The following is a 25,170-nucleotide window of genomic DNA, read 5'->3' as shown; positions in this document are numbered from 1 at the left end:
TTTTGACCTTTTATTTTTATTTGGTTTTGAAGTAATTTTCCAGCATTTGAATCAGTTTGTCCTGGTAGTTTTCAATCTGTTGCTGGCTGTGAAAATCGTTGGCACAAAAAGAGTGTGGCTGCCGCCCATTTTTTTTATTTTCTAAGAGCTTGATATATTGGGCAGGCGCTTTGTTGGAGCGGATATTAAAATAATAACATATTTCATTACCTACTGTAGATTTCCTGTTTAAAAACATCAGCCAAGGTACGAGGAAGGTGGCAAGGTTGAGATCGTGGTTAGAACGGAAACGGTTGGATAAAAAGGCTTCAATCTCAGTACGGTAGTGCTGCCAAGCAAATTGAAAGCTGCTTTTATGCAGTGGGATATAGGTGTGTACTAACGGACGGTCGATGTGGCAGTCGTAGTGCTGTTGTAATAGTGCGATACAGTTTTTTGAGGCGGAAAGAGTGGGTGTGTCGGTTCCTCTTTCGGACATTTGTTTTAGGCTTTTGTCTGCAATAAAAAGTGAAGCAATCCCGTTGGCGTGAAAAAAATGTTCCTTCGGTAATGGTCGGGCAACAAATACATCATCGTTAAAATAGATGAAGTGCTCATTTAGATTGGGAATGTTGTGCAAGTGTGCTTCGATTACATGCGAATTGAAGGTGGGCAGGTATTGCGGGTCAATGATTTGACTGTGATCTATTATGCTGACATTGGGATAGTCGGCAGGGTTGAGCCAATCGGGGCGTTGGTTGTCGGTAATGATGTAGATATGGTTAACCCACGGCAGGAAGGTACGCACGCTGTGAAGTGAATAGTAAAGTTCGTTGTGGTTGCTGAAACGAGCTTCGTCATTATTGTGAAGTGCGTTTTTTTCGGCAGTAGGGCTATATTGGCGGCGGTGTTGCTGCCATTTGGGATCTTGGTTATTTACCCATGTGAAAACGACATCAACTTTAATAGGGGGAAGGTCGATACTATTTTCAATTTCGGCTAAATACAGGCTGTTGTCGATAATGACCGGTTCGTCAGACTCTGTTGTACGCTGTTCGGCGTTTCGGACAGGGTATCTTTTGTTGAGATAGTCGCGGAAGAATACACCTGGTTGTCGAATCAGTTTTTTAAGTTTTCTCATGACGGTATTCGCTGTAATGTGATGTCTTTTGATGCTTATGTCAGGTTTTCAGACGGCCTAATATTTCATCAGGTGTTATAATGGCTGTGCGTAATTAAAAGTATAGTGAGATTTAATCAATGTTGAAAGCAGAATGTCTTACCCGCAGGGGCATGTTATTGTTGTGTGTCAGTCTGTTGGCTGCATGCTCTTCTCTTCCTACTTCCGGCCCAAGTACACGAAATGTTGTTGCTTTGGGGCAACAGCAGGCTACAGCCGAAGTACCGGAGGTGGAATTGATTGATGTGAATGGTGCGGTAGCTCAGTCGCTATATCAAGCGCAAGTTAATCAGTCATTTGCTCAGTTGGGCGATGGTACGTCATCAATAGGGGCTATCAATATAGGTGATGTGCTGGACATTACGATTTGGGAAGCTCCTCCGGCTGTGTTGTTCGGCGGAGCTTTGTCGTCTACCGGTTCGGGTAATGCGCAGCAAACGAAGCTGCCTGAACAGATGGTCAGCTCTTCAGGCACGATTTCTGTGCCGTTTATCGGCGATGTGTCTGTCCTTGGTAAAACACCGGTTCAGGTGCAAAACATTATTAAAGGCCGTCTGAAAAAAATGGCGAACCAGCCGCAGGTAATGGTGCGCATGGTGCAAAATAATGCGGCGAATGTATCGGTTATCCGTGCGGGCAACAGTGTGCGTATGCCTTTGACGGCTGCAGGCGAGCGTGTGTTGGATGCGGTGGCTGCGGTGGGCGGTTCGACTGCGAATGTTCAGGATACGAACGTACAGCTGACACGCGGTAATGTTGTCAGAACGATTGCTCTGGAAGATTTGGTGGCGCATCCGCGTCAAAATATTTTGTTGCGTCGCGGTGACGTGATCACGATGATTACAAATCCGAGCACGTTTACGTCTATGGGTGCGGTTGGTCATACGCAGCAGATTGGTTTCTCTGTGAAGGGCTTGTCTTTGGCTGAGGCTGTGGGACGTATGGGCGGTTTGCAGGATTATCGTGCAGATGCGCGCGGTGTATTTGTATTCCGTTATGCGCCTTTATCCGAGCTGCCTCCTGAGAAACAATCTAAATGGGTTGAAAAGGGTTATGGCGATCGTGCGGAGATTCCTGTGGTCTACCGTTTGAACCTGGCAGATGCGAATTCTATGTTTTGGATGCAGCGTTTCCCTGTGAAGGATAAGGACGTGGTGTACGTATCGAATGCGCCGATGGCTGAAGTACGCAAGTTCTTGTCATTTGTGTTCTCACCTGTGGTGAGCAGTGCGAACAGTATTAATAATTTAGTGAACTAATGGGGAAAATAATGTCTGAGCAAGTTTCTGCAAATGTGGATGTGAAACCGGAACAACCGGCTCCCGAAAAGAAAAAGGCCAAAAAGTCTTGGTTACGTAAGATTAATCCGTTGCTTTGGGTAACGGTTATCGTGCCGACTTTGTGTTCCGGTGTGTATTACGGAATATTTGCTTCCGATCAGTTCACATCCCAGTCCAGCTTTGTGGTGCGCTCTCCTAAGAGCCAATCGTCTTTGAACGGCTTGGGTGCCATTTTGCAGGGGTCTGGTTTCTCTCGTGCGCAAGACGATATTTATACCGTGCAGGAATATATGCAGTCGCGTTCAGCTTTGGACGCGTTGCGTAAGAAAATGCCCGTTCGTGATTTTTATGAAAAAGAAGGCGACATCTTCAGCCGTTTTAATGGTTTTGGCCTGCGTGGCGAGGATGAAGCGTTTTATCAATACTACCGCGATAAGGTATCCATCCATTTTGACTCTGTCTCAGGCATTTCCAATTTGAGCGTTATATCGTTCAATGCCGGTGAATCTCAAAAGATCAATGATGCTTTGCTCAAACAGGGCGAGGTATTGATCAACCAGCTGAACGAACGTGCTCGTCAGGATACGATTCGTTATGCTCAAGAAGTGGTCAATTCGGCTGAGGAGAAAGTTAAAGAAGCTTCTGCCCAATTGACAAAATTCCGTGTTTCCAACGGTATTTTCGACTTGAAGGCGCAATCCGATGTGCAAATGGGTTTGGTATCCAAATTGCAGGATGAGTTGATTGTCATTCAAACCCAGCTTGACCAGGTAAAAGCTGTTACGCCTGAAAACCCGCAAATTCCAGGTTTGATTGCGCGTGAGAAGAGCTTGCGTAAAGAAATCTCGCAACAAATGAAAGCGATTTCCGGCGGTGGCGAGGGATCATTGTCCAATCAGGCGGCGGAATATCAGCGCGTGTATTTGGAAAACGAATTGGCTGAGAAACAATTGGCTGCGGCGATGACTTCTTTGGAAAGTGCAAAAGCGGAAGCAGATCGTCAGCAATTGTATTTGGAAGTGATTTCCCAGCCGAACAAACCTGACTTGGCACATGAGCCAAACCGTTTGTACAACATCGTGGCAACGTTTGTCATCGGTTTGATTGTCTATGGCATAGCCGTGTTGCTGACGGCAAGTATCCGTGAGCATAAAAACTGATGAAAGAGCTACATAAAACATCGTTTTTGGAGTCGCTGCTTATTCAAAAAAGGGTAATCGGCGCACTCTTAATGCGTGAAATTATTACTCGCTACGGTCGTAATAACATTGGTTTTTTGTGGTTGTTTGTCGAACCTTTGCTGCTGACTTTGGTTATGGTGTTGATGTGGAAATTTTTCCGCATGCACAACGTGTCAGCTTTGAATATCGTTGCATTCACGCTGACAGGCTATCCGATGATGATGATGTGGCGTAATGCTTCTAATCGTGCCATCGGTTCGATTTCGGCCAATACAAGCTTGCTGTATCACCGAAATGTACGCGTTTTGGATACCATTTTTGCGCGTATGTTGTTGGAGATTGCCGGCGCCACCATTGCGCAGGTCGTGATTATGTTCGCATTGGTCATCATCGGTTGGATTGATGTACCGGCAGATATTTTCTATATGTTGTTGGCTTGGCTTTTGATGGCAATGTTTGCCGTTGGATTGGGGCTGGTCATTTGTTCGGTGGCGTTTCACTTTGAACCGTTTGGTAAGGTTTGGAGTACCATCAGTTTTGTGATGATGCCTTTATCCGGCGTGTTTTTCTTCGTACACAACCTGCCTCAGCAGTTACAACACTATGTGCTGATGATTCCGATGGTGCATGGTACAGAAATGTTCCGTGCCGGATATTTTGGCGACAGCGTCACGACTTACGAAAATCCTTGGTATATTTTGTTGTGTAACTTGGTTTTGCTGCTGCTTGGTTTGGCGATGGTGGCGAGATTCAGCAAAGGGGTTGAGCCGCAATGATTTCAGTTGAACACGTTTCCAAACGGTATCTGACCCGCCAAGGTTGGCGGACAGTCTTGCACGATATCAACTTCAAAATGGAGAAGGGCGAGAAAATCGGTATTCTTGGCCGCAACGGTGCAGGTAAATCGACGCTCATCCGTTTGATTAGTGGCGTTGAACCGCCGACCACGGGAGAAATCAAACGTACGATGAGTATTTCTTGGCCTTTGGCATTCTCCGGTGCGTTTCAAGGCAGTCTGACCGGTATGGACAATTTGCGTTTCATCTGTCGGATTTACAACGTCGACATCGATTATGTGAAGAACTTTACCGAAGAGTTTTCCGAGCTGGGTCAATATCTTTATGAGCCGGTCAAGCGTTATTCTTCAGGTATGAAGGCACGTTTGGCATTTGCTTTGTCGTTGGCGGTAGAGTTTGACTGCTATCTGATTGACGAAGTGATTGCAGTTGGCGACTCGCGCTTTGCCGATAAATGTAAGTACGAGTTGTTTGAAAAGCGCAAAGACCGTTCCATCATCTTGGTATCGCATAGCCACAGCGCCATGAAGCAATATTGTGATAATGCGATGGTGCTGGAAAAAGGGCATATGTACCAGTTTGAAGACATGGACAAAGCCTACGAATATTATAATTCGCTGCCTTAAAGCGATTGTTTTTAAATCAGGCCGTCTGAAATTTCAGACGGCCTGTCCGTTGGAATTCTATTGATGAACATTACTCAAATTCTTTCCCAAGAACTCTCCGCCACTGCCGCGCAAATCAGTGCCGCCATTGAGCTTTTAGATGATGGCGCGACCGTCCCCTTTATCGCGCGTTACCGTAAAGAAGCCACGGGCGGGTTGGACGATACGCAGTTGCGCCAGCTTGCCGAGCGGCTGCAATACCTGCGCGAATTGGAAGAGCGCAAAGCCGTTGTGTTAAAAAGTATTGAAGAGCAAGGCAAGCTTTCAGACGACCTCAGGGCGCAAATCGAAGCCGCCGACAACAAAACCGCGCTGGAAGACCTGTATCTGCCCTACAAACCCAAACGCCGCACCAAAGCACAAATCGCACGCGAACACGGTTTGCAGCCGCTGGCGGATGCGTTGCTTGCCGAGCAGCCGCAGGACGTGGAAGCCGCCGCGCAGGGCTACCTGAACGAAAATGTCCCCGACGCCAAAGCCGCGCTGGACGGTGCGCGCACGATTCTGATGGAACAGTTTGCTGAAGACGCGGAACTCATCGGTACGCTGCGTGACAAGCTGTGGAATGAAGCCGAAATCCACGCGCAAGTCGTTGAAGGCAAAGAAACAGAAGGCGAAAAATTCAGCGATTATTTCGACCATCGCGAACCCATCCGCACTATGCCCAGCCACCGCGCGCTGGCGGTATTGCGCGGCCGCAACGAAGGCATTTTGAATATCGCGCTCAAATACCAGCCCGACGACACGCCGATTACGCAGCAAAGCGAATACGAGAAACTCATCGCCCGCCGTTTCAAGATTTCAGACGGCCACAAATGGCTGCGCGATACCGTGCGCCTGACTTGGCGCGCGAAAATCTTTTTGTCGTTGGAGCTTGAAGCACTAAATCGTCTGAAAGAAGCCGCTGATACCGACGCGATTACCGTGTTCGCCCGCAATCTCAAAGACTTGTTGCTCGCCGCGCCCGCCGGACGGCTAACTACTTTGGGTCTCGACCCCGGCTACCGCAACGGCGTGAAATGCGCCGTGGTGGACGACACGGGCAAGCTGCTGGATACTGTCATTGTCTATTTGCATCAAGAAAACAATATGTTGTCGACGCTGTCGCGCCTGATTAAGCAGCACGGCGTGAAGCTCATCGCCATCGGCAACGGCACCGCCAGCCGCGAAACCGACAAAATCGCGGGTGAACTGGTGCGCGTAATGCCCGAAATGGGGCTGCACAAAATCGTTGTTTCCGAAGCAGGCGCGTCGATTTATTCCGCGTCCGAACTGGCGGCGCGCGAGTTCCCTGACTTGGACGTTTCCTTGCGCGGCGCAGTGTCCATCGCCCGCAGGCTGCAAGACCCGCTCGCCGAGTTGGTCAAAATCGACCCCAAATCCATCGGCGTGGGTCAGTATCAGCACGACGTGAACCAAAGCCAGCTCGCCAAATCGCTGGACGCGGTGGTCGAAGACTGCGTGAACGCCGTCGGCGTGGACGTGAACACCGCCTCTACCCCGCTCTTGGCGCGGATTTCCGGTTTGAATCAAACCCTTGCCCAAAACATCGTCGCCTACCGCGATGAAAACGGCGCGTTCGACAGCCGCAAAAAATTGCTGAAAGTACCGCGTTTGGGCGAAAAAACCTTCGAGCAGGCGGCAGGCTTTTTGCGGATTAACGGCGGCAAAGAGCCGCTGGACGCAAGCGCCGTCCACCCCGAAGCCTATCCCGTCGTCGCCAAAATGCTGGCGCAACAAGGTATTACCGCCGCCGAACTCATCGGCAACCGCGAGCGCGTGAAGCAAATCAAAGCGTCCGACTTCACCGACGAACGCTTCGGCCTGCCGACCATTCTGGACATCCTGTCCGAGCTGGAAAAACCCGGCCGCGACCCGCGCGGCGAGTTTCAGACTGCCTCCTTCGCCGAAGGCATCCATGAAATCAGCGATTTGCAAGTCGGCATGATACTCGAAGGCGTGGTCTCCAACGTCGCCAACTTCGGCGCGTTCGTGGACATCGGCGTCCATCAGGACGGCTTGGTGCACATCTCCGCCCTGTCCAATAAATTCGTCCAAGACCCGCGTGAAGTCGTGAAAGTCGGCGACGTGGTAAAAGTGAAAGTGCTGGAAGTCGACGCCGCACGCAAACGCATCGCGCTGACCATGCGTTTGGATGACGAACCGGGAGGCGCAGTCAAAGGCAACAGGTCGTCTGAAACCCGACATCAGGAACGCCGCGACCGCAAACCCCAACGCAACGAGCGCGCCCCAACCAATTCGGTGATGGCAGATGCGTTTGCGAAGTTGAAGCGGTAAGGTAGAAAACCAATTGAAGGTCGTCTGAGAAGTGATGTTCAGACGGCCTTTATCGTCTAGGGCGAATTAGATAATTGATGGAGTGGAGATAGTGATGCGTCTATTGAATCTTACCGATACATTTTGTAGTAGGCACATGCAAACAAGCGTATAGTTCCAAATATTACAAACCCATCATTACAACCTTAGGAGTTCAAACCATGAAACCTGTTTTGTTTGCTGCGCTGATTTCCTGTTTCTCCGTTGCGGCTTATGCGGCTTGTACCGACAGCCAGCAGCAGTGCGTGATTTATAAAAACGGTAATGTTGCGACAGAAGGCGGCTGTACAGTCAATAAGTGTCAGAATGCTGATGCGCAAGTGTTGAAATGGAAGCTGAAAAACGGCAAAGGTGTAACCGTGGAAATCGGAAAAAACGGTAAGGTTTTGGTGAACAAGAAACCGGGTGCGAAAGCGAACAACAGCAATGCGTCAGGCATGGGTTTGACATGCTATGCCGCCGATGCGGACAAACGCGAACAGTTCTGCTCGACTAATTATTGATTGGATTGTTGCTTTGATTAAAGGCCGTCTGAAAAGTGTTTCAGACGGCCTTGATGTTTATCCTTCCGATATTTTTTTCATTGAGAAAGTCGATAAAGCTGCGCACTTTCGCGCTGAGGAATGCCCTGTCGACATAAGTGGCGTTCAGTTGGTCTATCCAGATGGTGTAATCGGGCAGGAGTTGGATCAATGTGCCGTCCTTCAATTCCTGCTGAACTGCCCAAAGGGGCTGATAGCCTATGCCTGCGCCTGCTTTAATCAGTTCGCGGATCATCAGCGTGTTGTCGCTGCGGATAACCGGGGAGAGGTGGAGAATGGCTTTTTCTCCGGTAATGCGGTGGGTAATCTCCCAGTTTTGTTGACTGGTATAGGAAGGCAGGATGGCTTGATGCTGAATGACGGCTTCGGGTGTATCGGGTGTGCCGTGTCGGGCCAGATAGTCGGGAGCGGCAAGCAGGACGAACTCGATTTTGGCCAGCGGTTTGACGATCAGCGAAGGGGAGGGGGTTTTGGAAACGCGTAAGGCGAGGTCGAAACCTTCGGCAATGAGGTCGATATGGCGGTTGTCGAGGACGAGGTCGAGCGTTACTTTGGGATAACGCTGGCGGTATTCTGCTAGCCATGCGCTCATATTGCCGCCTGCAAACCATAGGGGCATGGTAACGCGCAACATACCTTGCGGCGTGTCGGTACCGCCTGCCGCTTTTTGGGCGGCGGTGTCCAAGGTATCCAGCGCGTAGCTGCATTGGCGGTAGTATTCTTCGCCTGCTTCGGTCAGATGGAGGTTGCGGCTGTTGCGGTGTAAGAGCTTGGCTTGAATGGTGTTTTCCAGATGGCTGACGTGTTTGCTGGCCATGGCGGTGGAAATGCCGATCTGATCGGCGGCACGGGTAAAACTGCCGCTTTGCACCACTTGGCGGAAAACTTTTAGGCTGAATAGGGTATCCATGATTTCTTATTAGGAAACGTTGTGTCAATAATTCGAGTATATATCTCTTACTGGGAATTATCTATACTGCACTTATTGAAATTGCTCCCTACCTCTTTCAGGTAGCCATTAAAATAAGGATTATTAAGATGTCAGCCCTCAAATCATTCCAACCTGTTGTATTGTCTGTCTTGCGTATTGTTACGGCATATTTGTTTTTGCTGCATGGTACGGCCAAGTTTTTCAGTTTCCCAATGTCCATGGGCGGCGCGCCCGAAGGCTTGATGCTGGTGGCCGGTATTTTGGAAATTGTCGGCGGTATCTTATTGATATTGGGCCTGTTTACGCGTCCGGCCGCGTTTGTTTTATCCGGTCAGATGGCAGTCGCCTACTTTATGGCGCACGCGTCTTCTGGTAATGTTTTGTTCCCATTGGCTAACCATGGCGAATCTGCCGTTTTGTTCTGCTTCGTGTTTTTGTATCTGGCAGTAGCCGGTGGCGGAGCGTGGGCTTTGGATAACGTTTTTGGTAAAGATAAAGATTAATTTAAGGAAAAGATCATGACTTATTCTGTTTTGCAACAAGCTGCTGAAACCCGTCGTTCTATCTATGCATTGAACAATACCCTGCCTCTGTCCAATGAGGAAGTAACCAAAATCATCGAACACGCCGTTTTGCATACGCCGTCTTCTTTCAATTCACAATCTGCCCGAGTGGTCGTATTGTTTGGCGAAGAACATGCCAAAGTGTGGCATTTTGTCGAAGAAGCGTTGCGTGCGGTTGTTCCTGCCGAGCAGTTTGAAGCCACTGCACAAAAACTGAACTTGTTTAAAGCAGGCGCGGCGACAGTTTTGTTCTTTGAAGATCAAGATGTTGTCAAAGGCTTGCAAGAGCAGTTCCCATCTTATGCGGCCAACTTCCCGATCTGGGCGGATCAGGCAAATGCCATGGTTCAATATGCTGTTTGGACAACATTGGCGGCTGCCGGTATCGGCGCCAATCTGCAACACTACAATCCGCTGCCTGATGCGGCCATTGCCAAAGAATGGAATCTGCCGGAAAGCTGGTTGTTGCGTGCGCAAATGGTGATTGGCGGTATCGCGACTTCAGCCGGTGAAAAAGCCTTCCAACCAATCGAAGGCCGTCTGAAAGTATTTGGCGCATAAATGAAATGATGTTTTAAACAAAGGGCGCGATGTTTGCGCCCTTTTTGAAATACCAAAATTAAAAAGGCTGTCTGAAAAACAGTTTCAGACGGCCTTTCATCTATGCCATGAAATCAACCACGGCGCCAAGTCGTACCGCCAGCGTTGTCTTCCAGAATGATTTTGTGTTCGTTCAGAAGGTCGCGGATACGGTCGGATTCCGCCCAGTTTTTATCCGCGCGTGCCTGTTTGCGTCGGGCGATCAAATCGTCGATTTCCTCGTTGGACAGGCCGTCTGAAACAGCACCGCCTTGCAGGAATTCAATCGGGTCGCGTTGCAGCAGGCCAATGATGCCGCCCAAGGCTTTCAGGCAGCCGGCGAGGTGTGCATCATTGGTTTTGTTCACTTCGCCTGCCAGTTCAAACAACACAGCAACCGCTTCGACCGTACCGAAATCATCGTTCATGGCGGCGTAGAAGCGGCGGGTGTAGTCGTTGGCGTTTTCAGATAAATCAAACTCAGCCGCTGGTGTGTTTTTCAATGTAGTGTACAGACGGGTCAGCGCACCTTTTGCGTCGTCCAAATGTGCGTCGGAGTAGTTCAACGGGCTGCGGTAGTGGGCGCGCAGGATGAAGAAGCGCACGACTTCCGGGTCATATTGTTTCAACACTTCGCGGATGGTGAAGAAGTTGCCCAGCGATTTGGACATTTTTTCGCCATCGACACGGATAAAGCCGTTGTGCAGCCAGTATTTGACGTGGCTGGCAATGCTTTGACCGTGGTGGGTTTGCGCGTGGTCGTGGCCGCAGGTATGCCCCGTCGCGCCGACGCTTTGGGCAATTTCGTTTTCATGGTGCGGGAACTGCAAATCCGCGCCGCCGCCGTGGATGTCGAAAGTATCGCCGAACAGGTTTTCGCTCATGGCAGAGCATTCGATGTGCCAACCCGGACGGCCGTTGCCCCACGGGCTTTCCCATGCAGGTTCGCCTGCTTTGGCGGATTTCCACAACACAAAATCCAGCGGGTCACGTTTGAAACCGTCCACTTCCACACGTTCGCCTGCGCGCAGGTCGTCCAACGATTTTCCCGACAATTGACCGTAAGCAGAAAACTCGCGCACGGCGTAGTAAACGTCGCCGTTTGCGGCAGGATATGCCTTGCCGTTTTGAATCAGGGTTTCAATCATGGCAATCATTTGCGGAATATTTTCCGTTGCCTTCGGCTCGATGTCGGGACGCAACACACCCAAAGCATCGGCATCTTCGTGCATAGCCTGAATGAAACGCGCGGTCAGTTCGCTGATGGTTTCGCCGTTTTCAGCCGCACGGGCGATGATTTTGTCGTCGATGTCGGTGATGTTGCGCACATAAGTGAGCGGATAACCGCACTCGCGCAGCCAGCGGGCAATCATGTCGAATACCACCATCACTCGGGCATGGCCTAAGTGGCAATAGTCGTAAACAGTCATACCGCAAACGTACATGCGCACGTTTTTAGGGTCGATGGGGGTAAAGGGTTCTTTTTGGCGGGTAAGGGTGTTGTAGATGGTGGTCATGGTGTTTGGTATTGGATAAAAAAGTTATGCATTAGGGCATTAGAAGTATGCTTTATTGAAATGGGAAAAACAGATAATTTATTGTTTCTTTGTTGGTAATGTGATTTTTTCAGTCGGCACATTATGCTTTTGTGCATATTCGCACGCAATAGCATGTGATTTTTTTTTCAATGATAATGGTAGTTTAGATTCTGTTAGCGTAGAGGTACCTCTGAGTAAAGGTTGCTCATATTGCGTAGCTAATCCTCCTAAAGAGGTTAGCTGTGGTTGTTGGCAATCTTCGATAATCATATGGGAAGATAAAGAATGGATTTTTCCTCCCTCATTAAAATGCGTAATAACTATTCCACTTAAATAAACAACTGTTTTATTGTTTGGTAGAGTGAGTACGGATTTTTCTAGGCTTTCCGAGAGTAAATATGCAGGTAGATTGTCATGTGTATCAATCAGTATCCAGTTTTTGGGCGTTACAAAAGTATCGCCGTTGGCTTGATATGAATTTGTTTGTAAGATAGTTGAGCAAGCAGTTAATAAGCTTATCGGAATAAAAATAGAAATTTTTTTTAACATAGTTTTCCTTTGTTAAATGGCTTGGGCTGTTATACCTCATTAAGTAATATTTTTGTATCTTGATCTGCATGGTAGGTTTACACCCACACGATACGGTTGATATGTTTTCAGACGACCTTTCTATCCAATAGACCGTCTGAAATTTTTACTCCGGCTTAAACACGCCAGTATCTGTTTTAGGCTGCTGCTCGGCAATTTCGGCTTTTGCCGCTACCTGTTCTGCTTCGGTTTTCTCGGCTTCGATGCGTTTTTTCTCGGTCAGGTATTGGTTGATTTGGTGTACCAATTCCTGTGTACCTTGGTGGGTCAGGGCGCTGATTTGGAAGAGGCGCGGGGTTTCCATGTCAAATTGGAAGCAGTCGTCTGGTTTCGGATAGTCCCAGCCGATGGCTTCGAGGAAGGCGGTGGTGCGTTCTTGGGCTTCTTCTTCATCGAGCATGTCGAGTTTGTTCAGCACCAGCCAGCGCGGTTTGTCGTAGAGTTCTTCGTCGTATTTGCGTAATTCGTTGATGATGGCGAGTGCTTCTTCGGCGGGGTTGACGGTTTCGTCAAAAGGAGCCAAATCGACGACGTGCAACAGCAGGCCGGTGCGCGATAAGTGTTTGAGGAAGCGGTGGCCAAGGCCTGAGCCTTCTGCTGCGCCTTCAATCAGGCCGGGGATGTCGGCCATGACGAAGCTGTGGTTTTCGTCGATGCGCACGACGCCCAAGTTTGGATGCAGAGTGGTGAAGGGGTAGTTGGCGATTTTGGGGCGTGCGGCGGAGACGGCGGTAATCAGGGTAGATTTACCGGCGTTGGGCATGCCCAACAAGCCGACGTCGGCGAGGACTTTAAGCTCGAGTTGCAGGGAACGGGTTTCGCCTTCTTCGCCGGGCGTGGATTGTTTGGGCGCGCGGTTGACGGACGATTTGAAGTGGATGTTGCCCAAGCCGCCTTTGCCGCCTTTGGCAAGGCAGACGCGCTGGCCGTGGTGGGTGAGGTCGGCAACGATTTCGTCGGTGTCGAGGTCGCGGATGAGGGTGCCGACGGGCATTTTGAGGACGATGTCGTCCGCCCCTGCGCCGTAGCGGTCGGAGCCGTGACCTTTTTCGCCGTTTTTGGCTTGGTAGCGTTTGACGAAGCGGTATTCGACGAGGGTGTTGGTGTTTTCATCGGCTTCCGCCCAAACGCTGCCACCTTTGCCACCGTCGCCGCCGTCAGGGCCGCCGCGCGGTACGAATTTTTCGCGGCGGAAACTGGTTGCGCCATTACCGCCTTTACCTGCGGCGACTTCGATTTTTGCTTCGTCGATAAATTTCATGATGTTCTCTTATGGGTATTCGGTTGTTTCAGACGGCCTTTGTTAATAGAGGAGCTTGGTGTCTGAACGGATAAAATGTTGCTTATTATAAAGGATATTTCGGTTTTAGGCCGTCTGAAATATGGTTTCAGACGGCCTTGGATTTATTGGGCGAGGGCTTGGTCGATTTCTTGGTAGAGTTGGGTGAAATTGGGTTCGCCAACGTAGGTTTTGAGGATGTTACCGTTTTTGTCGATCAGGACAGAAGTCGGGTAAACCTGTGTGCCAAAGGCTTTTGCGGCAGTTTTGTCGGCATCGTACATGACGGTGAAAGGAAGGCCGTATTCTTTGACGTACTGATGGACGCTCTCAATAGGGTCGATGGGCTGGGCAATGCCGAGGACTTGGAAATTTTTGCCTTGATAATCTTGGGCGGTTTTGATGATTTTAGGCATCTCGCTCACGCAGCCGGGGCAGGAGGGAAACCAGAAGTTAATGAGGGTAACTTTGTCTTTCAAATCGGCGTTGGTAATGGTTTTGCCTTGCAGGTCGGGCAGGGCGAAATCAGGGGCGGCTTTGTTGCTGGGGATAAGGACAAAGGCAAGAAGCGCGCCAATCGTGGCAACGACAAGGAGTGTGAGTATTTTTTTCATGATTCGAGGTTTTGAATGGCGTGTGCTAAGGTTTGGGGAACGTTGATGCTGCGGCCGCTTTCGCTGCTGACGGGCATAAGGGTAACTTCGGCTTCGATGGCGGCTTTGCCGTTGGGCAGGGTTGCGGTTTGGCTGAGGATGATGTGGCGTGTGCCGATGTCTTTCAGACGGCCTGTAAAGGTTAAAACATCGCCTTCAAGCGACGGGCGGCGATAGCGGATATCAACGCGTGCAACAACGAGCATGATGTCTTTGAGTTCGGACAGAAGGTCATGCTCTTGAAAAAACGTCCAGCGCGCTTCTTCGAGAAATTCGAGATAGCGTGCATTGTTGACGTGGCCGTAGCCGTCAAGGTGGTAGTTGCGGACGGTCAGTTTCATCAGTTGAGATTGATGGGTTGGAACTCTTCGCGTGCGATTGGTTCGTGTTCGAGGTCGGTAATCACGGTGGAGAGTTGGATATCGAACCATTCGTTGAAAATGTCGGCATCCAAATCCGGCCATTCGCTTTCGTCTTCGCACCAGTCGGCCAATTCGGCAGCAAAAATATCTTCAAAACGCGCTTCGATTTCGTCCCATACTTCGTCGGCAGTTTCGCATGGGCGAACGAGGTAGGAATTGGCATCGGCTTGAATGTCTTCCAGTGTCAGGCCGTCTAGGTGATTGCCGGGCAGGGATTTCAGCCAGTTCCAAAATGGATCGAGGGGGATAAGCAGGAAGACGCTGCGGTTGACTTCGTACATGGTGTTTTCCTTGGTTTCTGTATAGTTGAATGATATAGCAAAGGTGGTGGACTGGCTATCTTTTGGGGGATAAAGGCCGTCTGAATTTCAGACGGCCTTTATTTTTGGGAACAATCAGAGGTTTTCTGATGGTGTTTGATACAGGGTTTGGGGATTGGCTGTATCGGGAATTTCTGCCGGAGCGGTTTGAGGGGCTGTTACCGGTTCGGAAGTGGCATTGCTGTCCACTAAGTCATCAATGTCGATGTTGTCGTCTTCGCTTTGAGGGAGCGTGCCGCCGGTTTGTTGGGTGCGGACTTTCATGTAAAGGTCGCGTGTGTAGCTGTATTTGTCGATGGCTGCACCTTCGAGGCTGTCGGTCAGGTCGAGCAGTTCTTCACGGGTGTTGATGGCTTGCAGGCCGATTGTGCCCCAGCGTCCTGCTCTGGTGTGGAAGACGGCATTTTTAACCGGATAGACGGTGGTGACGGCGTTGCCGACGGTATCGCGTACGGTAGACGGGCCGAGTAGGGGGACAACGAAGTAGTTGCTGTTTTTCCAGCCCCATGAGGCGAAGGTATCGCCGAGGGTGTTTTTATTGCTGGGCACACCGCCTGCACCGGCTACGTCGATTAAACCGCCAAGGCCGAAGGTGGTGTTGATGCCGACGCGGACGAGGTCTTCGCTGGCGCGTTTGACGTCAAGGCGCAGTACATTGCTGCCGAAGCTGACGACATCGCGCAGGTTGTTGAAGAAGTTGATCACGCCGGTACGCACCGGTTTGGGCGTTATTTTGCGATAACCGCGTGCGACAGGGGAAAGGACGTATTTGTCTGCTTTGTCGTTGAACTTGGAAACGGTACGGTTGTAGCCTTCGTAAGGGTCGGCTGGATTGCGTTCGGCAAGTGCGGGAGCGGAGGCTATGCTGATGAGGAGGCAGAGTGAAGCGGTGGTTTTTTTCATGATTGCAACCAGTCTTTGATTTCGTAAAGTTCGGCCAGTGCGCGGACGGAATCGGGAATGTTTTGAATGGTCGGTTTTTTGTCTGTCCGGCGCAGAGCGTTGAGCAGCAGGGAAACGCAGGCTGAATCTGCTTTGCCTACTTGGCTGAAGTCTATACTGTCTGTTTCTTTCAGACGGCATTGTTGTTCGTAGCGCGCAAAGGCGGAGGCAGTCAGGGTTTTGACGGTAACGTCGCCGCTGATGTAGAGCGTGCCGTTGCGGATTTCTGTTTGCATGGTGTCTTTATGATGTAAGGCACCATGCCGTCTGAACATCAGGCGGCATGGTGCGGGGGTGGATTATTTACCGCCGTTTTTGGCTTTCAAGTCGGCAATCAGGCCGTCGATGCCTTTGGCTTTGATGGTTTCGCCGAATTGGTTGCGGTATACGGTAACCAAGCTTGCGCCTTCTACTGCGACATTATATGCGCGGTATTTGCTGCCGCTTTGGTAGGTGGTGAAGTCCATGTTGACCGGTTTTTGGCCGGAAACGTTGATTTCGGCGCGGACGACGATTTCTTTACCGCCTTTGTTTACGACCGGGTTGTCTTTGATGTTGACCTTGGCGTTTTTGAATTTCAGCATGGTGCCGGAGTAGGTGCGGATCAGCAGGGTTTGGAACTCTTTAGTCAACGCTTGTTTTTGTGCGTCAGTTGCAGTACGCCATGGGTTGCCGACGGCCAAAGCTGTCATGCGTTGGAAGTCGAAGTAAGGGATGGCGTAGGCTTCAGCTTTTTGGCGTGCAGTGTTGGCATCGCCGCTGTTGAGGATTTTCAGCACTTGAACGGAGTTTTCACGGACTTGGTTGACTGCGTCGGCAGGAGAGGCAAATGCCATGCTGATGCTCAATACGCCGATGCTCAATGCGCTGATGAAGGAAGTTTTTTTCATGGGAGTGTCCTGAATATTGGGTTGATATGTGTTTATTGTTTGTTTTGACCGGCAGATTCACTGTCTGCGTTTTTTTCGGCAAAGCTGGTCATGAATTTGCCGATAAGGTTTTCCAAAACCATGGCGGAGCTGGTGACGGTAATGGTGTCGCCTGCCGCCAAAGAATCAGTATCGCCGCCTTGTTGCAGGCCGATGTATTGTTCGCCCAACAAGCCTGAAGTCAGGATTTGTGCGGAAACGTCGCTGCTGAACTGATATTGACTGTCCAGATTGAGGGCAACTTTTGCCTGATAGGATTTAGGGTCGAGCTGAATGGATGCAACGCGGCCCACCAGTACGCCTGCGGATTTGACCGGGGCGTTGGTTTTCAAGCCGCCGATGTCGCTGAAATCGGCATAGACGGTGTAGGTTTGTGATGATTTGCCGAACGATTGTCCGCCGGCGGCACGGAAGGCGAGAAAGCCGATAGCGGCTGCGCCCAGTAAGACAAACAGTCCTACCCAAAATTCCAAAGCATTTTTTTTCATGTGCTATTGTCCTTGTTTCATTCTTTTTAAGTGTCGTTTCAGACGGCCTTTAGTCGGTAAACATCCATGCGGTCAACATGAAGTCGACGGCGAGGATAGTCAGGGCGGAAGACACTACGGTGCGTGTACTGGCGCGCAAAATACCTTCGGAAGTCGGTACGCAGTGGAAGCCCTGATGTACGGCGATCAGCGTAACGGCTACACCGAAGGCGGCGGATTTGATTAAGCCGTTGAGTACGTCGTAATGGAAGGTAATGTTGTTTTGCATTTGCGACCAGAAAATACCGCCATCCAAACCCAGCCATTCGACGCCGACCAAATACGCGCCGTAAATGCCGGCAACATTGAAAATTGATGCCAACAAAGGCATGGAAAACACACCCGCCCAAAAGCGCGGCGCAACCACGCGTGCCACAGGGTCGACCGCCATCACGTTCATTGCTTCAAGCTGCTCAGTGGTTTTCATTAAGCCGATTTCGCTGGTCATGGCACCGCCCGCGCTGCTGGCAAACAGAATAGCCGCCAATACGGGACCCAATTCACGCAACAGGGAAGCGGCAACCATATAGCCCAGAATATCGGCGGATTTGAATTTTGCCAGCTGCGTATAGCCCTGCAAGCCCAACACCATGCCGACAAACAGCCCGGACACAGCAACAATCAGGACAGACAACACGCCTGCAAAGTAAACCTGGCGGATGCTCAGGCGCGGGCGGGCAAACGCCGTACCTGATTTGGCCAAGATATGCAGGAAAAACAGCGTAATGCTGCCCAGCGATTGGATGAAGCCGAGGGTTTTTGCCCCGACGGAACGGATAAAATTCATAGGTTTCAGTTGATTGGTTAAATGGTTTTCAGACGGCCTTGTTTAAGTTTCAGGCCGTCTGAACATCAGCCCAGCAAGTCTTGTTTTAAAGTCGTTTGCGCCGGATAGCGGTAGGCGACAGGGCCGTCTGCCAAACCGCCGACAAACTGGCGTACCCAAGGCGAGTCGAGTTCGCGCATTTCTTCGGGCGAGCCGGAGAACATGATTTCGCCGTGTGCCAAGAAAATGACTTGATCGACAATTTCCAGTGACCTTTCAATATCATGCGTTACCATGACGCTGGTTGAGCGCAGGGCTTTGTTGGCGCGGCTGATGAGGTGGGCGATGACGCCCAGCGAAATCGGGTCGAGGCCGGTAAAAGGCTCGTCGTACAACATGATTTCAGGGTCGAGCGCAATCGTACGCGCAAGGGCGACGCGGCGTGACATACCGCCGGAAAGCTCGGAAGGCATCAGGTTTTCAATGCCGCGCAAACCGACTGCATTCAGTTTCAGTAATACTAAATCGCGAATGACCGCTTCGGGTAAATCCGTCAGCTCGCGCATGGGGAAGGCGATGTTGTCGAAGACGGATAAGTCGGTGAACAATGCGCCGTGTTGGAACAAAACGCCCATGCGGCGGCGGTGTTCGTACAGCTCCTGCGCTGAAAATGCGGCCAAATCACGCCCTTCAATCAGCACTTTGCCCGATTGTGGGCGGATTTGACCCGTAATCAGGCGCATCAGCGTGGTTTTACCGCTGCCCGAACCACCCATTACGGCGGCGAAATTGCCTTGTGGAATGCTGAAGTTGATGTTGTTCAGAATAGGACGGTCGCCATATGCGAAGGCAACGTCTTTCATTTCGATGAAGGGTGTGGAACTCATGCAGGAGAGGGGTGTCGAAAAATGTATTTTAATTACGAGTATTGTAAAGGGTATTGGATATTCGGGCAATTTTCAGACGGCCTGCGCTTAGGAATAACGGGTAAAAACGTGTGAAAGAATGCAGAAGCGTTGGTGCTACGGTCATTTTGTCGTATGTTGTGTCAAACATACAGACAGATGTGTAGGTAAATAAAGAGGCGGGCAAACATGCCCGCCTTATTTTTAATATTTCTGCAAACCTTCTACCTTGATTTCTTTGGCATTGGCATTGATGAAGGCTTGAGTTGCTTTCATCGTGGCTTGAATGCGCGGATCGTTCCAGCGCACGATTTGGTTGTTTTCATCGCGCTTGTCCGACCAGATAATCACGCCGTCGGTGTATTTTTTGCTGATTTCGAGCATTTTGCGCCAGCGGACGGGGTCGATGAACTGCTTGAAATAAGGGCTGTTGGTGGCCGAATAATATTGCGGCCAGATGTAGCCGATGATTTTTTTGTTGGGAAAGCGTTGATGAATGTCGTCAACGGCGATTTTCACGTCTTTTTCCCATTGCACCAAATCGGGGGAAGTGATGTAGAACACAGGATTGGCATAGTCGCTGATGGCGGCGGTGGGCGCACGGCGTTTGCTGACTTGCCGCCATTTGGCCAAGATGGCTTCGTTATCAACGTTGGGGCGGTAGTGGCGGATGCCGTGCAGGTGTTCGGAGGGCATGCCGTAGTTGCTGATGACGGCGCGCGGATTTTCTTCTCTGAAGATTTGGTACATCCGCGCAAAGTCGGTTCTTAATGCGTCGGGAGTCAGCAGCTGGCCGTCTTTTTCGGCAAACCAGCTTTCGATGTCGGTAGAAATGGTACGGTAGCCTTCGCGACGCGATTGTTTGGCCAATTCGCGGATACGCGCTTCGTTGAGTACGCCGTGTTTGCGTTTGCCCGTCGGATCGGGTTTGACCAGCTCGCTTTCGTAAACCAAGAACACTTTGGAGAGTTTGTCGGCGGTCAGGTCGGGTTTGCCGACGTAGTCCATGCGGTCGTAGATGATGAAATCTTTGGCATGGGCGGAGAGGGCGGTCAATAAGAGGACGAGGGGTAAAAGGCGGTTGGGTTTCATATTTTTAGGCAGATAAGGGAAAAGGGCCATTGTACGGGAAGCGGTGTTAAAGTGAGTCAAAGGCCGTCTGAAAGGATAAAAGTTCTTTCAGACGGCCTTTGTTGGACTGGGAATGTTCAGTTTTGAGGCTGGTATGGCTTACTGCGCCGCAGTTTTTTCCAGTAATAGGAAAGTCTCGGCTTTGTTGCGCGGTCTTGCGCCTTGCCACAAGGTTTGCCAACCCGAAGGTGCACCGACATTGGCGGCTTGGCGGATGAGGCGGTAGCGGCAGGATGGGTTGTCGGTCGTGGTTTTAATATGGCTGTATTGTGTCCATGCGATTCGTGTGCGCTGGTCTTGGCTGTCGATGCTGATACATTCGAGGCCGTCTGAAAGCTGCTGTTTCAATTCGGAAGAAAGTGCGGTTTCCATTTGGTGTACCACCGGCGCATGGCTTTTGGCGGCGTTGAGCCACGGTAAAAACAGGGTCATCAGCAAGGCCCAGGCCAAGGTAACGCCGGCTGCCCAGTTGGTTACGGCTTGGCGGCCACGGATGTTTTTACGCGTAATCGCCCAAAGCCATAACGGGGTAAACAGAAGGGCGACGGCCATCGGAATCGGATCGATGTCGGGGATGTAATACGGGCTGAAATAGGCGGCGCGTTCGGCCAGTTTGGCAGGCCAGCCGTAGTTCATGGCGAAGAAGCCCAGCCACAGGAACACGGCAATCAAACCGAATGCCATGATGCCGAACCAGTTGATAAATGCCGCTGCACCGCGACGCAGGCCGTCCAGTTTTGCCGCGCCGAGCAGGGCAAGCGGCGGCAACAGCCAAACGAGGTTGTCTTGCAGGCGTTGCGGATTGATGGCGAGTAGGGCTGTCATGATAATCAGCCACGACAGGCTCAGAATGCCCCAGTTTTTATCGTGGATACGCGTGCGGCTGAGTGTCCATGCCGCCAGCGGCCAAGCAGGCAAGGCAAACCACAGCAGGTTTTTCAGATAATAGGGTAGGTTGAAGGCCGTCTGAATCTGATGGAAACCGCCGAATACGCCTAAGGAATAATGGTTGAACCAAATATCAAACCATTCGGGATTGGTTTTTGATAAAACCAGCGGATACAGAATCAGCAGGGGCAGGGAAACGACGATGGCGCCAATCAGGGTCAGCAGATAGCGTTTGCTTTGCCAAGTAGAATGGAACGACAGGGCAAGTGCCAAAAACATCATGGCCGCGGTCAGCAGATAGCCTGAGGAAAGGGAGAGTAAAACCCAACCGCCGCACAACAGCAAAATGGCAATAATGACGCGGCGGCGTGCCAGTGAAAAGCCGCACAGAATCAATCCAAATGCGGCAAAAGCGGCCGACATGGGATTGAGGAAGTGGGCGATGGGCAGCAAACCGATGCTGCCGATAAGGATTAAGACAACGCTGCGGCCGTGATGTCTGCCGAGAAAGTTGAAACCAGCAAATCCGCAGGCGGTCAGTCCGATGGCAGTGAATACCACGCCGGCAAAACGCGCGGCATCATAGGTATCGGCCGCCCAAGGCGAAAACAGGGTTTGGAATGCGGTTGCCGCCCATAAAAAAGCAGGGGAGAGGGTGAAATCGGGTTGGCCGAAGATTTGTGCAACCAACAGGCTGCCGCCGTTTTTCATGGATTCGGAGGCGGTAAAGAGGGAGGGTTCGGCAGGATTCCACAAGTCATGCGAGAACACGCCCGGCCACAGCCAGGCAAAGGCCATCAGCAGCAGAAGCCATGGTTTTTCATGGGTTTTTTGGGGGCGGTGCGGATCGGGCGGTGTGTAAGTCAGCATGGAAGGTCAAAAAACGGTTGGTTTGAATAGCAATGGTACAGGGTTTGACGGGTTTGCGCGATATGCCGGACCGGAGAGCTTTGTAAAATAATGCTTATGGCTCGTTTTTATCGGGTGTTTGGAAGGATATGGCATTTGGTTGACGACAAAAAGCTCAGGCCGTCTGAAAGAAATGTTTCAGACGGCCTGAATGCAAAAAAGACTGCACGAAGCAGTCTTTTTGACAAAGTGGCAATTAGCGTTTGAACAGGTTGCCGAATTTGTTGTTGAATTTGTCCACGCGACCGGTAGTGTCGACGATTTTTTGAGTACCGGTGTAGAAAGGGTGGCACAGAGAGCAAACCTCAACGTTGAAGCTGTCTTTCTCCATTGCGGATTTGGTTACGAATTTGTTGCCGCAAGAGCAGGTAACGTTGATTTCGTGGTAGTTCGGGTGAATACCTTGTTTCATTTGATTTCCTTTCGATTAAGCGGGCACAGGGGTTTTGCCTGTACTTCAGTTAAGCGTAGGATTTTCGCTATTTTTGGCTGTTTCGTCAAGAGGATATTTTGTATGCAGGGCAGTTTCGCAACAGACGAGAACAGTTTAGAATAGAGTTTCAAACCAAATGTTGTGTAATCGGGCTGTAATCTAACTGAAAAGAGGATGTAAAACCTCCTCTAGATGTGAAACTTTAAGAAGAATAATAGTCTGAATAATATTTACGCTTGTACGAACAGGAGACGGAATTAATGTGGAAAAGGATATTGACGTGCATTTTGCGTGTTTGGGGAGGAATGTTGCCTCCGTCTTATTGCAAACCATTCGGCAGAATTGCGCAAAAATTCCGTGCTGCTTTGGCTGCGTGCATTTCCCCTAACATCGGCAAAAACGTCAATATTGAAAAAGGCGGATATGTTTTTCCGGATACGGTAATCGGCGACAATTCGGGTATCGGCGTCAATTGCGAAATCTGCCACGGCCTGACCCTCGGCAAGAACGTGATGATGGGGCCGGAATGCCTGTTTTATTCGACCAACCACAAATTCAACCCTGAAACCCGCCGCTTTGAAGGCTATACGGACATCCGCCCGATTGTGATTGAAGATGATGTTTGGATTGGCCGGCGTGCGATTATCATGGGCGGCGTTACCATCGGCAAGGGCGCGGTAATCGGCGCAGGTTCGGTGGTTACCAAAGATGTGCCGCCTTATTGCGTGGCTGCGGGCAATCCTGCGATTGTTCGGAAAAAACTGCTGGATGAGCAAGAGCTTGCAGCCGAATAGCGTAAACAAAACAGCAAAATAAAAGGCCGTCTGAAATTCAGACGGTCTTTTTTAATATTGATTAAGCGGCAATTTTTTCGCATTCTTTAATGCAAGCCAAGCAAGATTCGTAGCAGGCTTTGCATTCAGCGTGGTGGCTGGCGTGTTCTTTGCAGGCGGCAGCACATTGTTTGCAGGCTTCGATGCACACTTTTGCCAAAGACGGAGTCAAGCGTGAATTTTGGGCGGCAAGGTTTTGCAAGGTGCCGCACAGTGCCAACATTTGATTGACGCCGGCTGCGCAGTCTTTCATGGAGGTATCGCCTTCGCTCAACAGGGCAATGCAGTGTGCCAAACAGATTTGACCGGCTTCAACGCAATGTGCGGCCGCTTTGCGCGCAGCTTCGTAGGCGCGTGGTGCAGAATGCGCGTGACCAGCATGACCGGCATGGTGTGCATGGCCGGCATGGTCGTGAGCGCGGGCGAAAGAAGCGGCGGCGGTGAGGGAAACAGCAGCAGCGCTGCCGATAAATTGACGACGGTTCATAAGATAGAGTCCTTTTTGCTTTGTAGAAATATCGGACGAATTATTTCATCCGTTATTAAAAGGTTATCATGTTATTCGTTTTTAAACAATGGGCCGTCTGAAGGTATCGATAACACGTTCAGATGGCCTTGAAATGTCAAAGTTTCCGTGTCAGACGGCAGCCTCTTTCCGTTCATGAATCAGTAAATTCAACAGGGCGGCCGCGCCTGCCAAGACTGCGTCGGCGTACCACATCCAGCCGTAATCGTTGAAGCGCGTGATAACGATGCCGCCGATGTATGAACCCAAAAAGCCGCCGATTTGGTGGCTCAACATGGTCAACCCGAAGAGGGTGGCCAAGTAGCGCGTACCGAAAAGTTTGCCGGTAATGGCGGCGGTGGGGGCGACGGTTGCCAACCAAGTGAAACCGAGTCCGGCGGCGAAAAGATAGAAGTTCAAATCGGTTTTAGGTGCGGCCAGATAAATCAATATCATGGCGACACGCGAAGCATATAAACCGAAGAGGACGTATTTGCCCAAAAATCTGCCGGTACACCAGCCTGAAAAAATACAGCCGGCGATGTTTGCCAAACCAATAATGGCAATGGAGGTCGAAGCGACCGTAGCGGGGAGGCCGCAAAGTGAAATTTCGGTCGGTAGGTGGGTAACCAAAAAGGCGATGTGGAAACCGCAGGTAAAGAAACCCAAATGCAGCAAGATATAGCTGCGGTTGGCGAAAGCCTTGCAGACGGCCTGCTTCAGGGTTTGGCCGCCGTCGTCGGTATGGACGGTATGAGAAGCATGTTTGCCGCCGGCCAGCCACCAAGAAATCGGCAAAATCAAGATGGCAATGACTGCCCAAACGTAAAATGTCCCCGTCCAGCCGACGTGGGGGAGGGCAATCAAACCTTGAACCAGCGGCGCGAACAAAAATTGCCCTGTGGACCCGCCTGCATTGACCAGGCCGGAAGCCAAGCCGCGCCGATGAGGCGGCGTTTTGGCGGCGACCTGTCCCATAATGATGGAAAATCCGCCCGAACCCGTACCGAATGCCAACAATAAACCGATACCCAGCATCAGCCCCCAATAAGTCGGCATTTGCGGAACCATTAGACAGGCGGCAATCAACAGAACCGTACCGCCGGCTAAAACCTTAAACGCGCCGAAACGGTCGGCCAACGCGCCGGACAAGGGTTGCGATATGCCCCACATCAATTGGAAAACGGCAATAATCAGGCTGAACTGGGTCATGCTCAATTCGGTCGAGTTGACGACGGGCAGGACAAAAAGCCCTAAAGTCATCCTCATTCCGATGGTAATCAGCAGGATTGAGGCGGCAGCGGCAATCAGCAGCCACAAATTGGGTAATTTGGCAGAAGAATCGGTCATGATGTTTGTGTGTGTAAGGGGCAGAGAATAAAAGCTACTCCTGCCACTATATTATTTATTTGATTTCTCGGCGAGCCGATATATAAACGCGCGATTCTAGCATTGGGCTAGAAACGGCATAAATAACCGTTGGTTCTTTGGATATGGTAAAAAGTGATATGGTTTGAGGATGAATTGAGGATGAAGCGGTTAAATATTCTTCGTTTGGTACTGACGGA

Annotated in this window: 28 protein-coding genes; 9 read left to right on the top strand and 19 right to left on the bottom strand. The window is 50.6% G+C overall.

Annotation, left to right across the window (positions count from 1 at the left end; genetic code table 11):
• Positions 1–16: 16 nt before the first annotated feature.
• The gene (locus tag ACTHTK_RS05250; protein ID WP_107723845.1) at positions 17–1,120 is read right to left on the bottom strand and encodes a stealth family protein; all 1,104 of its coding nucleotides are present in this window, start codon (positions 1,118–1,120) and stop codon (positions 17–19) included.
• A gap of 119 nt (positions 1,121–1,239) precedes the next feature.
• Here ACTHTK_RS05250 and ACTHTK_RS05245 point away from each other — a divergent pair, with 119 nt between their 5' ends.
• From ACTHTK_RS05245 to ACTHTK_RS05220, 6 genes are all read left to right on the top strand, one after another.
• A complete protein-coding gene (locus ACTHTK_RS05245; RefSeq protein WP_107723844.1) occupies positions 1,240–2,418 on the top strand; it encodes a polysaccharide biosynthesis/export family protein in 1,179 nt (392 codons plus the stop codon).
• Between the two features lie 11 nt (positions 2,419–2,429).
• Positions 2,430–3,599 carry a capsule biosynthesis protein gene (locus ACTHTK_RS05240; protein ID WP_107723843.1) on the top strand — a complete coding sequence of 390 codons (1,170 nt, stop codon included), beginning with the start codon at positions 2,430–2,432 and terminating at the stop codon, positions 3,597–3,599.
• Positions 3,599–4,396: an ABC transporter permease gene (locus tag ACTHTK_RS05235; RefSeq protein ID WP_049323612.1), complete on the top strand. Its 798-nt coding sequence runs from the start codon at positions 3,599–3,601 to the stop codon at positions 4,394–4,396. Before ACTHTK_RS05240 ends, ACTHTK_RS05235 begins: the two co-directional genes overlap by 1 nt.
• Positions 4,393–5,043: an ABC transporter ATP-binding protein gene (locus tag ACTHTK_RS05230; protein WP_003747991.1), complete on the top strand. Its 651-nt coding sequence runs from the start codon at positions 4,393–4,395 to the stop codon at positions 5,041–5,043. The genes ACTHTK_RS05235 and ACTHTK_RS05230 overlap by 4 nt, the downstream gene beginning before the upstream one ends.
• A 63-nt stretch (positions 5,044–5,106) precedes the next feature.
• Complete coding sequence (locus tag ACTHTK_RS05225) at positions 5,107–7,380, top strand: Tex family protein (RefSeq protein ID WP_440378456.1); 2,274 nt, start codon at positions 5,107–5,109, stop codon at positions 7,378–7,380.
• A gap of 200 nt (positions 7,381–7,580) precedes the next feature.
• Complete coding sequence (locus ACTHTK_RS05220; RefSeq protein WP_049329464.1) at positions 7,581–7,922, top strand: hypothetical protein; 342 nt, start codon at positions 7,581–7,583, stop codon at positions 7,920–7,922.
• Between the two features lie 40 nt (positions 7,923–7,962).
• On the opposite strand, the gene ACTHTK_RS05215 is transcribed toward ACTHTK_RS05220, so the two are convergent.
• The gene (locus ACTHTK_RS05215; RefSeq protein WP_440378455.1) at positions 7,963–8,871 is read right to left on the bottom strand and encodes a LysR family transcriptional regulator; all 909 of its coding nucleotides are present in this window, start codon (positions 8,869–8,871) and stop codon (positions 7,963–7,965) included.
• Positions 8,872–8,999: 128 nt separating this feature from the next.
• Here ACTHTK_RS05215 and ACTHTK_RS05210 point away from each other — a divergent pair, with 128 nt between their 5' ends.
• Positions 9,000–9,395 carry a DoxX family protein gene (locus ACTHTK_RS05210; protein WP_371459543.1) on the top strand — a complete coding sequence of 132 codons (396 nt, stop codon included), beginning with the start codon at positions 9,000–9,002 and terminating at the stop codon, positions 9,393–9,395.
• Between the two features lie 15 nt (positions 9,396–9,410).
• Positions 9,411–10,016 carry a nitroreductase family protein gene (locus ACTHTK_RS05205; protein ID WP_371459544.1) on the top strand — a complete coding sequence of 202 codons (606 nt, stop codon included), beginning with the start codon at positions 9,411–9,413 and terminating at the stop codon, positions 10,014–10,016.
• Between the two features lie 113 nt (positions 10,017–10,129).
• Here ACTHTK_RS05205 and cysS read toward each other — a convergent pair whose 3' ends face one another.
• The 15 genes from cysS to rpmE all read right to left on the bottom strand — a co-directional run bounded on the left by cysS (position 10,130) and on the right by rpmE (position 22,243).
• A complete protein-coding gene (gene cysS / locus ACTHTK_RS05200; RefSeq protein WP_107723840.1) occupies positions 10,130–11,551 on the bottom strand; it encodes a cysteine--tRNA ligase in 1,422 nt (473 codons plus the stop codon).
• 78 nt (positions 11,552–11,629) lie between these two features.
• On the bottom strand, positions 11,630–12,121 hold the full coding sequence (locus ACTHTK_RS05195) for a hypothetical protein (protein ID WP_107723839.1): 492 nt from the start codon (positions 12,119–12,121) through the stop codon (positions 11,630–11,632).
• A 145-nt stretch (positions 12,122–12,266) separates the two neighbouring features.
• A complete protein-coding gene (gene obgE, locus ACTHTK_RS05190; RefSeq protein ID WP_440378454.1) occupies positions 12,267–13,421 on the bottom strand; it encodes a GTPase ObgE in 1,155 nt (384 codons plus the stop codon).
• 143 nt (positions 13,422–13,564) lie between these two features.
• Positions 13,565–14,053 carry a peroxiredoxin family protein gene (locus ACTHTK_RS05185; RefSeq protein ID WP_004519060.1) on the bottom strand — a complete coding sequence of 163 codons (489 nt, stop codon included), beginning with the start codon at positions 14,051–14,053 and terminating at the stop codon, positions 13,565–13,567.
• Complete coding sequence (locus tag ACTHTK_RS05180; protein WP_440378453.1) at positions 14,050–14,433, bottom strand: acyl-CoA thioesterase; 384 nt, start codon at positions 14,431–14,433, stop codon at positions 14,050–14,052. Before ACTHTK_RS05180 ends, ACTHTK_RS05185 begins: the two co-directional genes overlap by 4 nt.
• Complete coding sequence (locus tag ACTHTK_RS05175; protein WP_003681812.1) at positions 14,433–14,795, bottom strand: hypothetical protein; 363 nt, start codon at positions 14,793–14,795, stop codon at positions 14,433–14,435. The genes ACTHTK_RS05180 and ACTHTK_RS05175 overlap by 1 nt, the downstream gene beginning before the upstream one ends.
• A 114-nt stretch (positions 14,796–14,909) precedes the next feature.
• Positions 14,910–15,737, bottom strand: coding sequence for an MlaA family lipoprotein (locus ACTHTK_RS05170; protein ID WP_049335811.1), 828 nt, complete (start codon positions 15,735–15,737; stop codon positions 14,910–14,912).
• Positions 15,734–16,012, bottom strand: coding sequence for an STAS domain-containing protein (locus tag ACTHTK_RS05165; RefSeq protein WP_036493932.1), 279 nt, complete (start codon positions 16,010–16,012; stop codon positions 15,734–15,736). The genes ACTHTK_RS05170 and ACTHTK_RS05165 overlap by 4 nt, the downstream gene beginning before the upstream one ends.
• A 63-nt stretch (positions 16,013–16,075) precedes the next feature.
• On the bottom strand, positions 16,076–16,666 hold the full coding sequence (locus tag ACTHTK_RS05160) for an MlaC/ttg2D family ABC transporter substrate-binding protein (RefSeq protein ID WP_003681817.1): 591 nt from the start codon (positions 16,664–16,666) through the stop codon (positions 16,076–16,078).
• Positions 16,667–16,698: 32 nt separating this feature from the next.
• Positions 16,699–17,193 (bottom strand): outer membrane lipid asymmetry maintenance protein MlaD, encoded by a 495-nt coding sequence (gene mlaD / locus ACTHTK_RS05155; protein WP_049329454.1) that lies wholly within the window; start codon positions 17,191–17,193, stop codon positions 16,699–16,701.
• A 49-nt stretch (positions 17,194–17,242) separates the two neighbouring features.
• Positions 17,243–18,019: a lipid asymmetry maintenance ABC transporter permease subunit MlaE gene (gene mlaE, locus ACTHTK_RS05150; protein WP_070606268.1), complete on the bottom strand. Its 777-nt coding sequence runs from the start codon at positions 18,017–18,019 to the stop codon at positions 17,243–17,245.
• A gap of 65 nt (positions 18,020–18,084) precedes the next feature.
• Complete coding sequence (locus ACTHTK_RS05145) at positions 18,085–18,885, bottom strand: ABC transporter ATP-binding protein (RefSeq protein ID WP_049329453.1); 801 nt, start codon at positions 18,883–18,885, stop codon at positions 18,085–18,087.
• Between the two features lie 222 nt (positions 18,886–19,107).
• Positions 19,108–19,995 carry a hypothetical protein gene (locus ACTHTK_RS05140; RefSeq protein ID WP_234394601.1) on the bottom strand — a complete coding sequence of 296 codons (888 nt, stop codon included), beginning with the start codon at positions 19,993–19,995 and terminating at the stop codon, positions 19,108–19,110.
• A gap of 138 nt (positions 19,996–20,133) precedes the next feature.
• The gene (locus ACTHTK_RS05135; RefSeq protein WP_107723834.1) at positions 20,134–21,792 is read right to left on the bottom strand and encodes an ArnT family glycosyltransferase; all 1,659 of its coding nucleotides are present in this window, start codon (positions 21,790–21,792) and stop codon (positions 20,134–20,136) included.
• Positions 21,793–22,027: 235 nt separating this feature from the next.
• Positions 22,028–22,243 (bottom strand): 50S ribosomal protein L31, encoded by a 216-nt coding sequence (rpmE, locus tag ACTHTK_RS05130; protein WP_003681847.1) that lies wholly within the window; start codon positions 22,241–22,243, stop codon positions 22,028–22,030.
• A gap of 281 nt (positions 22,244–22,524) precedes the next feature.
• Between rpmE and ACTHTK_RS05125 the strand changes: the two genes are divergently transcribed.
• Entirely contained in the window at positions 22,525–23,058 is a 534-nt protein-coding gene (locus tag ACTHTK_RS05125) for an acyltransferase (protein WP_107723833.1), read from the top strand.
• 61 nt (positions 23,059–23,119) lie between these two features.
• On the opposite strand, the gene ACTHTK_RS05120 is transcribed toward ACTHTK_RS05125, so the two are convergent.
• Together ACTHTK_RS05120 and ACTHTK_RS05115 are read right to left on the bottom strand one after the other, a co-directional pair.
• Positions 23,120–23,584 carry a four-helix bundle copper-binding protein gene (locus ACTHTK_RS05120; RefSeq protein ID WP_107723832.1) on the bottom strand — a complete coding sequence of 155 codons (465 nt, stop codon included), beginning with the start codon at positions 23,582–23,584 and terminating at the stop codon, positions 23,120–23,122.
• Positions 23,585–23,734: 150 nt separating this feature from the next.
• Positions 23,735–24,952, bottom strand: a complete 1,218-nt coding sequence (locus ACTHTK_RS05115) for an MFS transporter (protein ID WP_107723831.1) — start codon at positions 24,950–24,952, stop codon at positions 23,735–23,737.
• Positions 24,953–25,170 lie beyond the last annotated feature (218 nt).

This window comes from Neisseria sp. P0006.S009 (assembly GCF_051962915.1).
GTDB lineage: Bacteria > Pseudomonadota > Gammaproteobacteria > Burkholderiales > Neisseriaceae > Neisseria > Neisseria subflava_E.
This window is presented reverse-complemented; position numbering and strand designations above follow the sequence as displayed.

Bases quoted from the DNA above. Each gene is read 5' to 3' on its own strand.
- ACTHTK_RS05250 (WP_107723845.1), bottom strand. From the start codon at position 1,120: ATGAGAAAACTTAAAAAACTGATTCGACAACCAGGTGTATTCTTCCGC.
- ACTHTK_RS05245 (WP_107723844.1), top strand. From the start codon at position 1,240: ATGTTGAAAGCAGAATGTCTTACCCGCAGGGGCATGTTATTGTTGTGT.
- ACTHTK_RS05240 (WP_107723843.1), top strand. From the start codon at position 2,430: ATGTCTGAGCAAGTTTCTGCAAATGTGGATGTGAAACCGGAACAACCG.
- ACTHTK_RS05235 (WP_049323612.1), top strand. From the start codon at position 3,599: ATGAAAGAGCTACATAAAACATCGTTTTTGGAGTCGCTGCTTATTCAA.
- ACTHTK_RS05230 (WP_003747991.1), top strand. From the start codon at position 4,393: ATGATTTCAGTTGAACACGTTTCCAAACGGTATCTGACCCGCCAAGGT.
- ACTHTK_RS05225 (WP_440378456.1), top strand. From the start codon at position 5,107: ATGAACATTACTCAAATTCTTTCCCAAGAACTCTCCGCCACTGCCGCG.
- ACTHTK_RS05220 (WP_049329464.1), top strand. From the start codon at position 7,581: ATGAAACCTGTTTTGTTTGCTGCGCTGATTTCCTGTTTCTCCGTTGCG.
- ACTHTK_RS05215 (WP_440378455.1), bottom strand. From the start codon at position 8,871: ATGGATACCCTATTCAGCCTAAAAGTTTTCCGCCAAGTGGTGCAAAGC.
- ACTHTK_RS05210 (WP_371459543.1), top strand. From the start codon at position 9,000: ATGTCAGCCCTCAAATCATTCCAACCTGTTGTATTGTCTGTCTTGCGT.
- ACTHTK_RS05205 (WP_371459544.1), top strand. From the start codon at position 9,411: ATGACTTATTCTGTTTTGCAACAAGCTGCTGAAACCCGTCGTTCTATC.
- cysS (WP_107723840.1), bottom strand. From the start codon at position 11,551: ATGACCACCATCTACAACACCCTTACCCGCCAAAAAGAACCCTTTACC.
- ACTHTK_RS05195 (WP_107723839.1), bottom strand. From the start codon at position 12,121: ATGTTAAAAAAAATTTCTATTTTTATTCCGATAAGCTTATTAACTGCT.
- obgE (WP_440378454.1), bottom strand. From the start codon at position 13,421: ATGAAATTTATCGACGAAGCAAAAATCGAAGTCGCCGCAGGTAAAGGC.
- ACTHTK_RS05185 (WP_004519060.1), bottom strand. From the start codon at position 14,053: ATGAAAAAAATACTCACACTCCTTGTCGTTGCCACGATTGGCGCGCTT.
- ACTHTK_RS05180 (WP_440378453.1), bottom strand. From the start codon at position 14,433: ATGAAACTGACCGTCCGCAACTACCACCTTGACGGCTACGGCCACGTC.
- ACTHTK_RS05175 (WP_003681812.1), bottom strand. From the start codon at position 14,795: ATGTACGAAGTCAACCGCAGCGTCTTCCTGCTTATCCCCCTCGATCCA.
- ACTHTK_RS05170 (WP_049335811.1), bottom strand. From the start codon at position 15,737: ATGAAAAAAACCACCGCTTCACTCTGCCTCCTCATCAGCATAGCCTCC.
- ACTHTK_RS05165 (WP_036493932.1), bottom strand. From the start codon at position 16,012: ATGCAAACAGAAATCCGCAACGGCACGCTCTACATCAGCGGCGACGTT.
- ACTHTK_RS05160 (WP_003681817.1), bottom strand. From the start codon at position 16,666: ATGAAAAAAACTTCCTTCATCAGCGCATTGAGCATCGGCGTATTGAGC.
- mlaD (WP_049329454.1), bottom strand. From the start codon at position 17,193: ATGAAAAAAAATGCTTTGGAATTTTGGGTAGGACTGTTTGTCTTACTG.
- mlaE (WP_070606268.1), bottom strand. From the start codon at position 18,019: ATGAATTTTATCCGTTCCGTCGGGGCAAAAACCCTCGGCTTCATCCAA.
- ACTHTK_RS05145 (WP_049329453.1), bottom strand. From the start codon at position 18,885: ATGAGTTCCACACCCTTCATCGAAATGAAAGACGTTGCCTTCGCATAT.
- ACTHTK_RS05140 (WP_234394601.1), bottom strand. From the start codon at position 19,995: ATGAAACCCAACCGCCTTTTACCCCTCGTCCTCTTATTGACCGCCCTC.
- ACTHTK_RS05135 (WP_107723834.1), bottom strand. From the start codon at position 21,792: ATGCTGACTTACACACCGCCCGATCCGCACCGCCCCCAAAAAACCCAT.
- rpmE (WP_003681847.1), bottom strand. From the start codon at position 22,243: ATGAAACAAGGTATTCACCCGAACTACCACGAAATCAACGTTACCTGC.
- ACTHTK_RS05125 (WP_107723833.1), top strand. From the start codon at position 22,525: ATGTGGAAAAGGATATTGACGTGCATTTTGCGTGTTTGGGGAGGAATG.
- ACTHTK_RS05120 (WP_107723832.1), bottom strand. From the start codon at position 23,584: ATGAACCGTCGTCAATTTATCGGCAGCGCTGCTGCTGTTTCCCTCACC.
- ACTHTK_RS05115 (WP_107723831.1), bottom strand. From the start codon at position 24,952: ATGACCGATTCTTCTGCCAAATTACCCAATTTGTGGCTGCTGATTGCC.